Source organism: Streptomyces sp. NPDC044921 (genome assembly GCF_056432865.1).
In genome coordinates this window covers 47,711-62,451 of the sequence record NZ_JBWKIF010000021.1, presented here as the reverse complement: position 1 = coordinate 62,451, position 14,741 = coordinate 47,711, and the positions used below count along the sequence as shown (strand labels likewise).

Here is a 14,741-nt window from a genome sequence, read left to right as displayed (position 1 = left end):
GCCGGGCCGGTCACTTCAGCAGGCGGGACATCCTGCGGTCGGCCAGCGGCTTGCCGCCCGTCTGGCAGGTCGGGCAGTACTGCAGCGAGGAGTCGCTGAAGGACACCTCGCGGATGGTGTCCCCGCACACCGGGCAGGGCTCGCCGGTACGGCCGTGCACGCGCAGACCGGTCTTCTTCTCGGCCTTCAGCCGCCCGGCCGCGACCCCCCGGGAGCGCTCGACCGCCTCGGTGAGCGTGTCGCGCAGGGCCGTGTACAGCCGTGCGGTCTCCTCCTCGCTCAGCGACGCGGCCAGCTTGAAGGGCGACATCCTCGCCGCGTGCAGGATCTCGTCACTGTAGGCGTTGCCGACGCCCGCGATCAGGCTCTGGTCGCGCAGCGCGCCCTTGAGCTGCCGCCGCTCCCCGGCCAGGAGCTCCGCGAGACGCCGCTCGTCGAAGTCGCCGGCGAGCGGGTCCGGGCCCAGCCGGGCCACGCCCGGCACCTCCCGCGGGTCCCCGACGACGTACACCGCGAGGCGCTTTTGGGTGCCGGCCTCGGTCAGGTCGAAGCCCGCGCCGGTCTCCAGGGCCACGCGCAGGGCGAGGGGGCCCTTGCCGGGCCTGGGCGGGCCGTCGGGGAGGCGGTCCTTCCAGTGCAGCCAGCCCGCGCGGGCCAGGTGCGTCACCAGGTGCGGGCCGTCCGCCGTGGCCAGGTCGAGGAACTTGCCGTGACGGCGTACGGCGGCGACCTCGTGGCCCTGGAGCGCGGACAGCGGCGGGTCGTACGTCTTCAGGACGCTGATGGCGACGGGCAGCACCCGTACGATCTCGTGGCCGACCAGGTGCTCGGTCAGGAAGTCCTTGAGCGCCTCGACCTCGGGGAGTTCCGGCATGCATCCAGGGTGCCACGGGGCGTCAGTCGTGGTCCGGCACCACGAACTCGCACCAGACGGCCTTGCCGCCGCCCCGGGCCTCCACGCCCCACACGTCGGTGAGCAGCTCGACCAGCAGCAGGCCCCGCCCGGAGACGCCCGACTCGCCGGCCTCGCGGCGGCGGGGCAGGGCGCTGGAGGAGTCCTCGACCTCGACGCGCAGCCGGCGGTCGGAGCCGGTGAGGACCCGCAGGGTCAGCACGGCCGAGCCCTCGGTGTGCATCAGGGCGTTGGTGATCAGCTCGTCGGCGACGAGTTCGATCTCGTCGGCGCGGTCGCGGGCGCCCCAGGCGCCGACCGCGGTGCGGATCGTGCGCCGGGCCTCGGCCAGGGCAGCGGGGTCGCCGGGGGCGACGTGCCGCTGGAGGCGGCGGCCGGCCTGCGGGCCCTCGGGGCCGCGCCTGCGCAGCAGGAGCAGCGCCACGTCGTCGTCCCCGCCGCGTTCGGCGGCCACGTCGATGAGCCGGTCGGCGAGGTCGCGCACGTCCGCGGGACCGGTGGCGACGAGCGCGGTGAGGGTGCGCATGCCGTCGTCGAGGTCGGCGCCGGGCTGCTCGACCAGGCCGTCGGTGCACAGCAGCAGGGTGTCGCCCGGGTCGAGCTCCACCGTGCCGACCGGGTAGTCGAGGCGGCCGAACTCGGCGGACAGGCCGAGCGGCAGGCCGCCCGGGACGGCGACGCGGCGGCAGGAGCCGTCGGCCTGCCGGACGAGCGGGTCGATGTGCCCGGCGCGGACCACCTGCAGCACGCCGGTGGACAGGTCGGCCTCCGCGTAGAGGCAGGTGGCGGAGCGGTCGGTGTCGAGTTCGTGCAGGAAGACGGAGGCGCGGGCCATGACGGTGGCCGGGGTGTGCCCCTCGGCGGCGTAGGCGCGCAGCACGATGCGCAACTGGCCCATGACGGCGGCGGCGTGCGTGTCGTGGCCCTGGACGTCGCCGATGACGGCACCGACCCGGCCGCCGGGCAGCGGGATCAGGTCGTACCAGTCGCCGCCGATGTCCCGGCCGACGGAGCCGCCGAGGGTGGCGGCGCGGTAGCGGACGGCGACGTCGGCGCCGGGCACGCTCGGGATGGTCCGGGGCAGCATCGCCTGCTGCAGGTTCTGGGCGAGGTCCATCTCCTGTTCGTAGAACATGGCCCGCTGCAGGCTCTGGGCGATGCTGCTGCCGAGGGCGACGAGGATGTTGCGCTCCTCGGGGGTGAAGCCGCGCCGGTCGCTGTAGAGCAGGCCCATCGCGCCGATCGGGCGGGCCTGGACGATGAGCGGCAGATAGGCGGCCGAGGTGATGTTCAGTCCGGTGATGTGGGGCCACAGGATCGGGTAGCGCTCGGCGAACTCCTCGGGCGATTCGATGAAGCACGGGGCGAGGGTCCGCACGGCCTCGCTCATCGGGTACGGCTCGTCGATGCGGGTGACGCGGGTGCCGGGCACGAAGGCGTCCGTGGGCCCCTCGGCGACCAGGCGGATGCGGCCGGCCTCGACCAGGCCCATGACGAGGCTGGTGGCGCCCAGGTGGGTGAGGCCGTGGGTGTCCTTGAGGACGTCGATGACGTCCTGGACGGTGCGGGCGTGGGCGAGGGCGGCCGTGGTCAGTTCGACGACGCTGGTCTGCTCGCGGCGGGCTTCATCCCGTTCGGCCTGGTCGCGCCGGGCGTCGATCTCGCCGAGCTCCTGGGTGGCGTCCCGGACGATGCCGATGATGCGACGGGGGCGGCCGGTCTCGTCGCGCCGGATGTAGCCCTGGGTGTGCGTCCAGCGCAGGCTGCCGTCGCGGCGGCGGATGCGGAAGTAGGCGCCGTAGTTCTCGCTGCCGTCCTTCAGGGCCTGGGAGACCGCGGTGTCCAGGCGCCGCGCCTCGCCGGGCGGGACGCGCCGGGAGAGGCTCTCGGGGTGGTCGTCGTACTCGTCGGGGCGCACGTCGAAGATGTCGTGGGCCCGCGCGTCCATCTGCATCAGGCCGGTGTCCAGGTCCCAGTCGAAGCTGCCCATCCGGTTGAGCGCGAGGATCGGATCCGGGTGGGCGGGCCAGTCGTCCGGGAGTGACAGGGCGGCGCTCGCTCCCCGATCAGCCATGGGCCCACCTTGCCAGGATTCGTCCGATTCTTCGACCGGATGCGCCGAGTGTACGGGCCGCTCCGCGGGAGTGGTCCTCAGTCGCCGAAGACGTCGGTGGGACTGCCGAAGACGCTGTCGTCGGCCGGTTCGTCGGGGATCAGCCCGGCCCCGTCGGGCAGGTCGGGGCCGTCCGGGACGGCTTCCGGACCGACCTCGTCGGGATCGCCGGCGTCGCCGGGATCCGGTTCGGCCACGTCCCGGGGTGCCGGATCGACGGGGCGCGGCTCGGTGTCGTGCTCCGGGGGCGCCGCCGTGTCGCCGGCCGGATCCGTCCCCGGTGATGTGCGGGACTCGTCCGGCGGGACGGGCGGGGACGGCACCGGGGGGCGGACCGCCCACGCCGGCGGCGGCAGGGCCCGGTCGTGGCGCACGTCGTGCCCGGGCCGCCGTTCGATCCAGGTCCGGGCGGCCAGGTCGACGATCGTGAAGTCGGTGACGGCGCGCGGGGCGGGGGTCACGACGATCACCTCGCCGGGCCGGTAGCCCGGCCAGGGCGTGCCGTGGCTGCCGGGCGTGCCGCGCAGGGCGAGCGGCGGGCGCAGGGGGTTGCCGCAGGCGCAGCGCAGGCGGGGCACGCCCCGGTCGTCGACCAGGACGGCGGTGCCCGCCTGGAGGACGGCCTGGTAGCCGGTGACCCGCCCGGCGCGGTGGCCGTGGCCGGTGACACGGGTGTCGGCGCGCAGCACGACCGGGGTCAGGGACCGCACGTAGTCCGGGACGGCCTCCGGGGGGACGCCCGCGACGCGGGCGAAGGCGCGCCCCGCCGTGCGGTCGCGGGTGAGGTGGCCGATCTGCCGGCCGATGTCACAGCTGCCGGTCCGTTCGGTGCCGCCGTAGAGGCCGGGGGTCCCGCCGGACAGGGAACGCGGGCCGGTGGAGACCCGGACGGTACCGCCCGCGGTCGCCGGTGCGGGCTCGGTGGGCAGCGGGGCGGGCACCGGGACGGCCGTGGAGGGCGTGAACGGGTCGGGTCCCGGGTCCGCGGCCGGCTGGAGGACGAGCGCCGCGGTCGCCGTGCCGTCGTCCTCCGCGCCACGGGTGCTCCCGGCGCCGCACGCCGAGAGCAGGAGCGCGGCGCACAGCGCGCAGGCCGCGGTGAACGCCCCCGTGGGTGTCCGCACCTCGTCCTCCCGCTCACCTCGGCCCATTCCGGGCGTTTCCCCACTATTGTTTGCCGCTCTCACTCGGGTTACGCAACCGGAGCAGTGGTACACGGAGCGTGACACCGGAGTCCGGCGCGTCACTGGGAGGAGCCCGCGGCCGTGGACTGGTTCACCGCATCCGACTACTGGCTGACCCGGCTGGTCTTCCAGCGGGCGCTGGCCGCCGTGTACCTGGTGGCGTTCCTGACGGCGGCGTTGCAGTTCCGCGCGCTGATGGGGCGGCGCGGCATGCTGCCGGTGCCCCGGTTCGTCGAGCGGGTGCCGTTCAGGCGGGCGCCGAGCCTGTTCCAGCTGCACTACTCCGACCGCTTCTTCGCGCTGTGCGCCTGGGCGGGCTGCGCGGTGTCGGCGGCACTGCTGGCCGGGCTGGACTCCCTGCTGCCGCTGTGGGGCGGCATGCTGCTGTGGCTGGTGCCGTGGGTGCTGTACCTGTCGATCGTCAACGTGGGCCAGACCTGGTACTCGTTCGGCTGGGAGTCGCTGCTGCTGGAGGTCGGGTTCCTCGCCGTGTTCCTCGGCAACGACGAGGTGGCGCCGCCGCTCGTGGTGCTGTTCCTGCTGCGGTGGATCCTGTTCCGGGTGGAGTTCGGCGCGGGGCTGATCAAGATGCGCGGCGACGAGTGCTGGCGCAGGCTGACCTGCCTGGACCACCATCACGAGACGCAGCCGATGCCGGGCCCGCTGAGCTGGTTCTTCCACCGCCTGCCCAGGCCGCTGCACCGGGTCGAGGCCGCCGCGAACCACGTCACGCAACTGGTGGTGCCGTTCCTGCTGTTCGCCCCGCAGCCTGTGGCGACGGCGGCCGCCGCGCTGATGATCGTGACCCAGCTGTGGCTGGTGCTGTCGGGCAACTTCTCCTGGCTGAACTGGATCACGATCGTGCTGGCGCTGTCGGCGGTGCGCTTCCCGGCGGACGCGCCCGACGCGCCGGACGCGCCGCTGTGGTTCGTCGCGCTGGTGCTCGCGGTGGGGGCGCTGCTGGTGGGACTCAGCTACCGCCCGGTGCGCAACATGCTCTCCCGCCGCCAGGTGATGAACCGCTCCTTCGACCCGCTGCACCTGGTCAACACCTACGGCGCGTTCGGCAGCGTGAGCCGGGTGCGCTACGAGGTCGTGGTGGAGGGCACCGCGGACGAGGTGCCGCGGGCGGACTCGGACTGGCGGGAGTACGAGTTCCGGGGCAAGCCGGGGGATCCGCGGCGGTGGCCGCGCCAGTTCGCCCCCTACCACCTGCGCCTGGACTGGCTGATGTGGTTCGCCGCCCTCTCCCCCGCCTACGCCGACCCCTGGTTCGGCAGGCTGGTGGAACGGCTGCTGGAGAACGACCGGGACACGCTGAAGCTGCTGCGCCGCTCGCCGTTCCCGCCGGACCGGCCGCCGCGGTTCGTGCGCGCCCGCCTGTTCCGCTACCGCTTCACGACCTGGCGCGAGCTGCGGCGGACCGGCGCCTGCTGGGAGCGGACCTACGTGCGGGAGTACCTGCCGCCGACCCGGCTCGCGGAGCCGGTTCACAGGCCGTAGACGCGTTCGGCGGTGGCGGTGAAGATCTGCTGCCGGTCGCGCGGGCCGGTCAGCCGGCGGGTGGCGTCGAGGATGCCGCCGTAGGTCCCCGCCAGGGTGGACACCGGCCAGTCCGAGCCGTACATCAGCCGGCCGGGCCCGAACGCCTCCAGCGCCACTTCGGCGTAGGGGCGCAGGTCGGTGACGGTCCAGGTGGTGAGGTCGGCCTCGGTGGCCAGGCCGGACAGCTTGGCCACGGTGTTGGGCAGGGCGGCCAGGGCCCGCAGGCCCGACGCCCAGGGTTCGAGGGCGCCGGTGGCGACGGGCGGTTTGCCGAGGTGGTCCAGGACGAACGTGAGGCCGGGCAGGGCGGCGGCCGCGCGCACGCAGGCCGGGAGCTGGTGGGGCAGGACGACGAGGTCGTAGACCAGTCCGGCGGCGGCGACGGCGGCCAGGCCCCGCAGCACGTCCGGGCGCAGCAGCCACGCGGGGTCGGGCTCGCCCTGGACCTGGTGGCGGACGCCCTTGAGGTACCGGCCGCCGGGGAGCGCGCGCAGCCGGGCGAGGTCGCCGGCCACGTCGGGGCGGGTGAGGTCGGTCCAGCCGACGACACCCGCGACCAGGCCGTGCCGCTCGGCCAGGGCCAGCAGTTCGGGGGTCTCCTCGGGCACGGTGACCGTCTGGACGACGACCGTGCGGCCCACTCCGGCGGCCCGCGCCTCGGGTTCGAGGTCCTCCAGGGTGAAGTCGCGCCGCAACGGCCGCAGTTCGGGGCCGGTGATCCAGTCCTGGTCGCGCACGGACAGGTCCCAGACGTGGTGGTGGGCGTCGGTCACCGTCATGCCGGCGGTTCCCCGGCGACGGGCAGGCCGGCGTCCGCGCCGGAGCATCTCATGGGTGCTCCTCCCGGGGCGCTTCGCCGGGGACGGGGGCGTCGGCGGGCAGCAGGCCCTCGGCGCGCAGGTCCTGCCAGACGGCGTCCGGTACCCGGGCGGCGAACTGGTGGGCGCAGTCGCGGACCTCGTGCGCCGAGCGGGCCCCGACGAGGACGCTGGCGACGGACGGGTGGGCGGCGCAGAAGGCCAGCGCGACGGCACGCAGCGTGGTGCCGTGGCGCTCGGCGACGGACTTCAGGCGCAGGGCGCGCTCGACCAGTTCGGACGGTGCGGCGGTGTAGTTGTAGCGGGCGCCCGGTTCGGGGTTGGCCAGCAGGCCGGAGTTGAAGGCGCCGCCGATGACGACGGACGCGCCGCGTTCCAGGGCCGCCGGGAGCAGGTCGGTGAGGGCGCTCTGGTCGAGCAGCGTGTAGCGGCCCGCGCAGAGCACCACGTCCACGTCGGTGTCGCGGACGAAGCGGGTGAGCATCGCCGACTGGTTCATCCCGGCGCCGATCGCGCCCACCACGCCTTCCGCGCGCAGCTTCTCCAGGGCCGGGTAGCCCTCGCGGAAGGCCGCCTCGGCGTGCTCGTCGGGGTCGTGGAGGTAGACCACGTCGACCCGGTCGAGGCCGAGGCGTTCCAGGCTGGCCTCCAGGGTGCGGCGGACGCCGTCGGCGCTGAAGTCCCACACGCGCCGGTGGGTGGCGGGCACGGCGAAGCCGTTCGCCAGGTCGTCGCCGGTGCCGTCGGCCGGTTCCAGGCGGCGGCCCACCTTGGTGGAGATCGTGTACTGGTCGCGGGGGTGCTCGCGCAGCGCGGCGCCGAGCCGGCGTTCGGAGAGGCCGAGGCCGTAGTGCGGGGCGGTGTCGAAGTAGCGGATGCCCCGCTGCCAGGCGGCTTCGACGGCCTCGTGGGCCTGGTCCTCACCGACCTCGGTGTACAGGTTGGCGATGGCGGCGGCGCCGAAGGACAGGGCGCTGACCTCGACGCCGCTGCCGCCGAGCCGGTTCACCGGGCCACCGGGCGCGGCCGCAGGCCCTGCATGCCGCCGTCGACGGCGAGCGCGGTGCCCGTGGTGGCGCCGGACAGGGGACTCGCCAGGTAGGCGATGGCGCGCGCCACCTCGGCCGGGGAGACCAAGCGGCCGGTGGGCTGGCGGGCTTCCAGGGCGGCGCGTTCGGCGGCCGGGTCGGGGGCGGCGTCCAGGAGGCGGCCGACCCACGGGGTGTCGACCGTGCCGGGGTTGACGCAGTTGACGCGGATGCCCTCGCGGACGTGGTCGGCGGCCATGGCGAGGGTCAGGGAGTACACGGCGCCCTTGGTGGCGCTGTACAGGGCGCGCTGCGGCAGGCCCGCGGTGGCGGCGATCGAGCACGTGTTGACGATCGCGGCGTGCGCGGAGGCCCGCAGGTGGGGCAGGCAGGCCCGGGTGGTGCGGACCATGCCGACGACGTTGACGTCGTGGACGCGGTGCCACTCGTCGTCGGGGTTGTCCTCCACGGTGCCCTGGGCGCCGATGCCCGCGTTGTTGACCAGGACGTCCAGGCCGCCGAGGCCGGCGGCCGCCGCCGCGACCGCCGTGCGCACGGACGCGTCGTCGCTGACGTCCGCGCGGTGGGCGAGCAGCGGCTCGTGGACCGCCGACGGGTCCAGGTCGAGGACGGCGACCCGCGCGCCGCGCTCGGCCAGGAGGTCGGCGGTGGCCCGGCCGATGCCGGACGCGCCTCCCGTCACCAGGGCTCTGAGGCCCTCGAAGTCGGTCATGCGGTGTGCCCCTTCCGCGTCGCGAGGTCGGCGGCCCAGAACTCGCCGCCCGGGTACGTGTACCGCGCCAGCGTCTCGGGCCGCAGGGCGGCCGAGAAACCCGGCGCGGTCGGTGCCGTGTAGTGACCCTGCCGGATCACCACCGGGTCGAGGAAGTGGTCGTGCAGATGGTCGACGTATTCGATGACGCGGTCCTCGGTGGTCCCGGTGAGGGCCACGTAGTCGAACATCGACAGGTGCTGGACGAGTTCGCACAGGCCGACGCCGCCGGCGTGCGGGCACACGGGCACGCCGGACTTGGCCGCGAGCAGCAGGATCGCGAGGTTCTCCGGGACGCCGCCGACCCGGGCCGCGTCGATCTGGACGACATCGAGCGCCCCGGCCTGGAGGAGCTGTTTGAACATGACGCGGTTGTGCACGTGCTCGCCGGTGGCGACCTTCACGGGGGCGACGGCCCGGCGGATCGCCGCGTGGCCGAGGATGTCGTCGGGGCTGGTGGGCTCCTCGATCCAGTACGGGTCGTAGGCGGCGAGGGCCTTCGTCCAGCGGATCGCCTCCGCGACGTCCCAGCGCTGGTTGGCGTCGACGGCCATCCGGACGTCCGGGCCGATGACCGAACGGGCCACGCGGCAGCGGCGGATGTCGTCCTCGAGGTCGGCACCGACCTTGAGCTTGATCTGGGTGAAGCCGTCGGCGACGGCCCGGGCCGCGAGGCGGGTGAGCTTGTCGTCGTCGTAGCCGAGCCAGCCGGGCGAGGTGGTGTAGGCGGGGTAACCGCGCTCCAGCAGCCGGGCCGTGCGCTCCCCGGCGCCCTCCCGCCCCCGGCGGAGCAGGGTCAGGGCCTCCTCGGGGGTGAGGGCGTCGGTGAGGTAGCGGAAGTCGACCTGGCGGACGAGCCATTCCGGGTCGGCCTCGGCGAGCAGCCGCCACAGCGGCAGGCCGGCGCGTTTGGCGGCGAGGTCCCACACGGCGTTGACGACCGCGCCGATCGCCATGTGCATCACGCCCTTCTCGGGACCGAGCCAGCGCAGTTGGCTGTCGCCGGTCAGGTCGCGGGCGAGGACGGAGGGGTCGGCGCACAGCCCGGCCAGGTCGCGGCCGATCAGGTGACCGCGCAGCGCGTCGACGGCGGCGACCTGGACCTCGTTGCCCCGCCCGATGGTGAAGGCGAACCCGTGCCCCTCGTGCCCGTCGGCGGCGTCGGTGCGCAGGACGACGTAGGCCGCCGAGTAGTCGGGGTCGGGGTTCATCGCGTCGGAGCCGTCGAGCTCGCGCGAGGTGGGGAAGCGGACGTCGTGGGTGTCGACGGCGGTGATGCGGGCGGGCGTCGGGGGCACGGAGGGCCTTTCGTCGGTCGGGCGGTGTGGGTTCACTGCCCGCCCACTGATCCGACCAATCCAGCGACTGCACCTCTTCTGACGGCTACTTGCGGCACCTTCGGCGCCTAGTGGTAGGACCACGCGGCTGGTTAGACTGCGCCGAAGCGCGGTGATCGGAGGAGTGGCGTGGACGACGGGACGGCCCGGCGGAAGGGCACCGTGACGCAGCGCGCCATCGAGCGGATCAAGGCGCTGATCGCGGAGGGCCGGCTGGAGCCGGGTCAGCGGCTGCCGACCGAGCGCGACCTGGCCGCTCAGCTGGGCATCAGCCGCAGTTCGATGCGGGAGGCGATCCGCGCGCTCACGGTGCTGGGTGTGCTGGAGGCCCGGCACGGGTCGGGCATCTACGTCACACAACTGGAGGCCGGCGACCTGCTGGAGACGTTCGGGGTCGTGGCGGACCTGTCGCGCGGCCCGCGTCTGGTGGAGCTGCTGGAGATCCGGCGGATCCTCGAGTCGACGGCGACGGCGCTGGCCGCCGCGCGGATCACCGAGGACCAGCTGGCCGAGGTGGAGAAGCACCTGGCCGCGATGGACGCCACGGACGATCCGGAGGAGATCATCGCCCACGACCTGGCGTTCCACCGCGAGATCGCGGCGGCCGCGGGCAACGAGACGATGGCCGCGATCCTGGAGGGACTGTCGTCCCGCACGTTCCGGGCCCGGCTCCGGCGGGGCTACCAGGAGGAGGGCGCCTTCGCCCGCACCCGCCGCGAACACGCCGCCATCCACCGCGCCCTGGCCGCCCACGACCCGGAGGCGGCCCGGGCGGCGGTGGCCGCGCACGTGGGCGAGGTGGAGCAGTGGCTGCGGGCGCGGCTCGGGCCCTAGGGAGGTCCTTTAGGGCCCGGTGGACGGACGTTACTCGAACCGGCCCGGCCGGTAGTCGCCGGCCGGCTGCCGGAGGATGACGTTCAGCCGGTTCGCGGTGTTCATGAAGGCGATCAGGGTGACCAGCGCGACGAGCTGCTCCTCGTCGTAGTGCTTGGCGGCCCGCTCCCACACCTCGTCCGGGACGCCGCCGGCGCCGTCCGCGATGCGGGTGCCCTGTTCGGCCAGTTCCAGCGCGGCGCGTTCCGCCTCGTTGAAGACCGTCGCCTCCCGCCAGCCGGCGACCAGGTGGAGGCGCACGGCGGACTCGCCCGCCGCCGCGGCCTCCTTGGTGTGCATGTCGATGCAGACCGCGCACCCGTTGATCTGGCTCACGCGCAGGGAGACCAGTTCCCGCGTGGCGGCCGGCAGTGCCGATTCCACGACCAGCCGCCCCACGGAGGTGAACTGTTTGACGAGCCTGCTGCCGCTCGGGATGGCGAAGACGTCCAGACGCGCGCTCATGGTGAGCTCCTTCGTCGTTGTCGGTGCCTTACGCCCCTATGAGCCGGCGGCTCACCCCGATGTGACATGCGCGGATGTGACCTGTGTCTCCCGCCTCACTCCCAGGTGTGCCGGAGCCGGAGCGTCATGAGCGCGTCCGCCACCTCCAACCCGGCGGTGAGCCCCCGCCGGCGTCGCCGGTCGGCTTGACCGCCGTGACCACCACCGCGTCCTGGTCGCACGTCACCAGTGGCGTCGCCGATGCCGGCGCCCGGCACCAGCGCCCGCCGGGAGCGGTGGACGCCCTGGTCGGTCCCGGGGCCGGGGAAACGCGGGGCGCGCAGCGGGGAGACGCGGACGGTGGTGGTCGTGCCGCCGTCACCGCCGGCGCGGACCGTGCGCGTCACGGGACGTCCGCGTCGCTCGCTCCAGGGCGTGCGGGCGCGGGCGGATCTCCGGGCGGGCACTGCCCAACGGGGACCAGCGGAGTCACAATGGGCGGTATGCGCCTCCGGGGCACCGCCTGGGCCGCCGCCGGGCTGCTGCTGGCCGTCACGGCCGGCTGCACCGGCGGCGACGGCCCGTCCGCGCCCGCGGCCGGTACATCGACCACGAGCACGGCCGGGGACCCGAGCCCGCGCGCCACCTCCGCCTCCCCCAGCCCGGTCGACCCCGTCTCCCTCCCGGCCCTGATGCGGCGCGAGCACACCGGCTCCGGCCTGCGGCTCGGCCAGGTGCTCGCCCGCACCTCCGCCTACACCCGCTACGCCGTCACGTACGAGGCGAACGGCCTGACCATCTCGGGGATCATGAACATCCCCGAGGGCAGGGGCCCCTTCCCGGCGCTGGTGCTGGCGCACGGCTACATCGACCCGGACGCCTACGTCAGTGGCCAGGGCATGCCGCGCGAGCAGGACCGCCTGGCCCGCGCCGGCTACGTCGTCCTGCACACCGACTACCGCAACCACGCCCGCTCCGACGACGATCCCGACAACGACGTGAACCTGCGCCTGGGCTACACCGAGGACGTCATCGGCACCGCCCTGGCCCTGCGCGACTCCGGGCGCCCGGAGGTCGACGGCGACCGGATCGGCCTGTTCGGCCGGTCGATGGGCGGCGGGGTCGTGTACAACACGCTGGTCGTGGCGCCAGGACTGTTCGACGCGGCCGTCGCCTACGCGCCGGTGAGCGCCCGCCCGCAGCAGAACATCGACCACTTCCAGCGGCCCGACGGCGACCCGATCGTGGCCCGGATCGAGGACGAGCACGGCACGCCCGAGGAGAACCCGGCGTTCTGGCGCGGCGTCTCGCCCCTCACCTACGCCGACCGCCTGACCGAGCCCCTGCTGATCCAGCACGGCACCGCCGACGACACCTGCCCCCTGGCCTGGTCGCGGGAGGCCGCCCGCGTGTTCCAGGAGGCGGGCAAGGACGTGGAGTTGCGCGCCGTCGCCGGTGAGGGCCACACCTTCGGGCCCCGGTGGGCGGCCGAGATGGACGTCACCGAGGCCTTCTTCGAGCGCCACCTGCGCTGAGACCGCCCTCGCGCACACACCGCGGTACTGACCACGGCACGCCCCGCCCGAGCCGTCCGCCCACCGGCGCCCGAGGCCCGCCCCGGCGCGGAAAACAGCGCGCGATCTCGACGCGCGCCCCCGGGCCGGGGCAGAGTTGCCCCTACGTACTCACCAGTAGCCCGTCCCCTCCGCCCTCCCGAGGAGCCGCTGTGACCACCTGGGCCGGCCGCACCGCTGCCGAGATCTCCGCCGCCGTCCGCGAGAAGCGGGTCACGCCCCGGGAGGTGGTCGCCGAGCACCTCGAACGGATCCGGCGGCTCGACGGCCGGCTGGGCGCCTTCCGGCTGGTGCGCGCCGAGCGGGCACTGGCCGAGGCCGACGAGGTGGCCGCGCGCGGCGACCTCGCCGAACTGCCCCTGGCCGGCGTGCCGGTGGCGGTCAAGGACAACCTCGCGGTGCGCGGCGAGTCCCGCCGCGTCGGCTCGGCGGCCACACCAGAGACGCCCGCCGGGCAGGACCATGTCACGGTGGCACGGCTGCGGGCGGCGGGCGCGGTCGTCGTCGGCCTGACGAACGTGCCCGAACTGTGCGTCTTCGGCACGACGGACGGCGTGCTGGGCACCGCCCGCAACCCCTGGGACCCGGCGCGCTCGGCGGGCGGTTCCTCGGGCGGCAGCGCCACCGCCGTCGCGGCCGGCATGGTGCCGGTGGCCCTGGGCAACGACGGCATGGGATCACTGCGCATACCGGCCGCCAACTGCGGCCTCGTCACCATCAAACCGGGCCGCGGGGTGGTCCCGACCGGGGCCGGGGACGGCGACTGGTTCGGCCTGGCGGAGAACGGGCCGCTCGCCACGACCGTCGAGGACGCCCGCCTGGTGCTCGCGGTCCTCGCCGGAACCGAGCCCGCGCCCCCGGCCGCCACCGGTGCCCTCAAGGTCGCCGTGTCACTGCGCAGTCCGCTGGCCGGCGTCACCATCAGCCGCCCGTACGCGGCCGCCGCGCGGAACGCGGCCGGGCTGCTCATGCGGGCGGGCCACCAGGTCCGGCGGGCCGACCCGCCTTATCCGCTGTCCCTCGCCGCCACTTCCCTCATGCACTGGGCGGCGGGCACCGCGGCCGACGCCCGGCCCCTCGACCCGCGGCTGCTCACGCGTCGCACCCGCGTGCACGCGCGGCTGGGCCGGCCCTTCGTGAGCGCCGCCGGTGCCGGGACGGCCCGGGAGCGGCTGCGGCACCGGCTGGAGCCGTTCTTCGACGAGTACGACGTGCTGCTCACCCCCGCGCTCGCCCGCCGTTCCCCCAAGGCCGGGCCCTGGCACGAACGGGGCTGGCTGAGCAACCTGCTGGTCAACACGAACCACTCGCCCCTGACGCCCGCGTGGAACCTCACCGGCTGGCCGGCCATGTCCGTCCCCTGCGGCACCCTGCCCTCCGGCGCCCCCTGCGCCGTGCAACTGGTGGGACGCCCCGGGACGGAGGACCGACTCCTGGCCGTGGCGGGGCAGTTGGAGGCGAGAAATCCGTGGCGGCGTACGGCGCCGGTCGGCTAGGGTCGGCCGCGTGACTGCCGGGTCGGCCGTAGGCCACGCACGAGTGAGGCGCCCGGCCTCGGCATGAGGGCGGCGGGGGTGACCCCGCCCGGTCCCCACCGAGAGCCGGAGCGGGCGCGAGCCCCGCCTGCTGTCTCCGCGTTCCCCTGCCCCGCGCCCCTTGCGGCGCGTCCACACCCCCAGTGAACCGGAGACGAGTCCACTCATGTCCCTCGCAGACCACAGCCCCGAAGCGCCCACGACCGTCGCCCGCCTCGACCACACCGTCGTCCACGCCTGCGACCGCCGCCTGTCGGCCGGGTTCCTGGCGGCCGTGCTGGGCCTGGAGGTCGGCGCTCCCTTCGGGCCGTTCCTCCCGATCGACCTGGGCAACGGCGTCACCCTCGACTACTACGAGAAGCGCGACGAGCCGATCCAGCCGCAGCACTACGCGTTCCTCGTGCCCGAGGAGCAGTTCGACGCCATGATCGGCCGCCTGGAGGCGCTCGACGTGACCTACTACGCCGATCCGCACCACACCGAGCCCGGGCGGGTCAACGACCTCTTCGGCGGTCGCGGCGCCTACTTCGACGACCCGGACGGCCACAACATGGAGATCATGACCCGGCCCTACGCCCGTCCCTGACGACCGTCCGGGACATCAC

13 protein-coding genes and 1 pseudogene are annotated in these 14,741 nt (G+C 74.6%); 5 read left to right on the top strand and 9 right to left on the bottom strand.

Annotated features, from left to right (window positions below):
* Positions 1-10: 10 nt before the first annotated feature.
* The 3 genes from AC07DA_RS28190 to AC07DA_RS28180 form a co-directional block, all read right to left on the bottom strand.
* Positions 11-874 carry an Fpg/Nei family DNA glycosylase gene (locus AC07DA_RS28190; RefSeq protein ID WP_479131010.1) on the bottom strand — a complete coding sequence of 288 codons (864 nt, stop codon included), beginning with the start codon at positions 872-874 and terminating at the stop codon, positions 11-13.
* Between the two features lie 22 nt (positions 875-896).
* Positions 897-2,987 carry a SpoIIE family protein phosphatase gene (locus tag AC07DA_RS28185; RefSeq protein WP_479131009.1) on the bottom strand — a complete coding sequence of 697 codons (2,091 nt, stop codon included), beginning with the start codon at positions 2,985-2,987 and terminating at the stop codon, positions 897-899.
* Positions 2,988-3,064: 77 nt separating this feature from the next.
* A complete protein-coding gene (locus tag AC07DA_RS28180) occupies positions 3,065-4,150 on the bottom strand; it encodes a DUF6777 domain-containing protein (protein ID WP_479131008.1) in 1,086 nt (361 codons plus the stop codon).
* A gap of 141 nt (positions 4,151-4,291) precedes the next feature.
* On the opposite strand from AC07DA_RS28180, the gene AC07DA_RS28175 reads away from it, so the two are divergent.
* A complete protein-coding gene (locus AC07DA_RS28175; RefSeq protein WP_479131007.1) occupies positions 4,292-5,713 on the top strand; it encodes a lipase maturation factor family protein in 1,422 nt (473 codons plus the stop codon).
* Here the strand turns inward: AC07DA_RS28175 and AC07DA_RS28170 are convergent.
* From AC07DA_RS28170 to AC07DA_RS28155, 4 genes are read right to left on the bottom strand one after another with little or no spacing between them, the layout of a single operon-like run.
* On the bottom strand, positions 5,701-6,534 hold the full coding sequence (locus tag AC07DA_RS28170) for an amidohydrolase family protein (protein ID WP_479131006.1): 834 nt from the start codon (positions 6,532-6,534) through the stop codon (positions 5,701-5,703). The two genes, AC07DA_RS28175 and AC07DA_RS28170, sit on opposite strands and share 13 nt — an antisense overlap.
* A 49-nt stretch (positions 6,535-6,583) precedes the next feature.
* Entirely contained in the window at positions 6,584-7,582 is a 999-nt protein-coding gene (locus AC07DA_RS28165; RefSeq protein ID WP_479131005.1) for an aldo/keto reductase, read from the bottom strand.
* Positions 7,579-8,334 (bottom strand): SDR family NAD(P)-dependent oxidoreductase, encoded by a 756-nt coding sequence (locus AC07DA_RS28160; RefSeq protein WP_479131004.1) that lies wholly within the window; start codon positions 8,332-8,334, stop codon positions 7,579-7,581. Before AC07DA_RS28160 ends, AC07DA_RS28165 begins: the two co-directional genes overlap by 4 nt.
* Complete coding sequence (locus AC07DA_RS28155) at positions 8,331-9,671, bottom strand: L-fuconate dehydratase (protein ID WP_479131003.1); 1,341 nt, start codon at positions 9,669-9,671, stop codon at positions 8,331-8,333. The genes AC07DA_RS28160 and AC07DA_RS28155 overlap by 4 nt, the downstream gene beginning before the upstream one ends.
* 168 nt (positions 9,672-9,839) lie before the next feature.
* Here AC07DA_RS28155 and AC07DA_RS28150 point away from each other — a divergent pair, with 168 nt between their 5' ends.
* On the top strand, positions 9,840-10,544 hold the full coding sequence (locus AC07DA_RS28150) for a FadR/GntR family transcriptional regulator (RefSeq protein WP_479131002.1): 705 nt from the start codon (positions 9,840-9,842) through the stop codon (positions 10,542-10,544).
* Positions 10,545-10,574: 30 nt separating this feature from the next.
* Here the strand turns inward: AC07DA_RS28150 and AC07DA_RS28145 are convergent, their stop codons facing one another.
* Entirely contained in the window at positions 10,575-11,048 is a 474-nt protein-coding gene (locus tag AC07DA_RS28145; protein WP_479131001.1) for a carboxymuconolactone decarboxylase family protein, read from the bottom strand.
* A gap of 163 nt (positions 11,049-11,211) precedes the next feature.
* Positions 11,212-11,443: pseudogene (locus AC07DA_RS28140) on the bottom strand (hypothetical protein); the annotation flags it as partial.
* Positions 11,444-11,530: 87 nt separating this feature from the next.
* On the opposite strand from AC07DA_RS28140, the gene AC07DA_RS28135 reads away from it, so the two are divergent.
* The 3 genes from AC07DA_RS28135 (at position 11,531) to AC07DA_RS28125 (ending at position 14,722) form a co-directional block, all read left to right on the top strand.
* A complete protein-coding gene (locus AC07DA_RS28135; RefSeq protein ID WP_479131000.1) occupies positions 11,531-12,562 on the top strand; it encodes an alpha/beta hydrolase family protein in 1,032 nt (343 codons plus the stop codon).
* Between the two features lie 191 nt (positions 12,563-12,753).
* Positions 12,754-14,097, top strand: coding sequence for an amidase (locus tag AC07DA_RS28130; RefSeq protein WP_479130999.1), 1,344 nt, complete (start codon positions 12,754-12,756; stop codon positions 14,095-14,097).
* A gap of 205 nt (positions 14,098-14,302) precedes the next feature.
* Entirely contained in the window at positions 14,303-14,722 is a 420-nt protein-coding gene (locus tag AC07DA_RS28125) for a VOC family protein (protein ID WP_479130998.1), read from the top strand.
* The last annotated feature ends 19 nt before the right edge of the window (positions 14,723-14,741 follow it).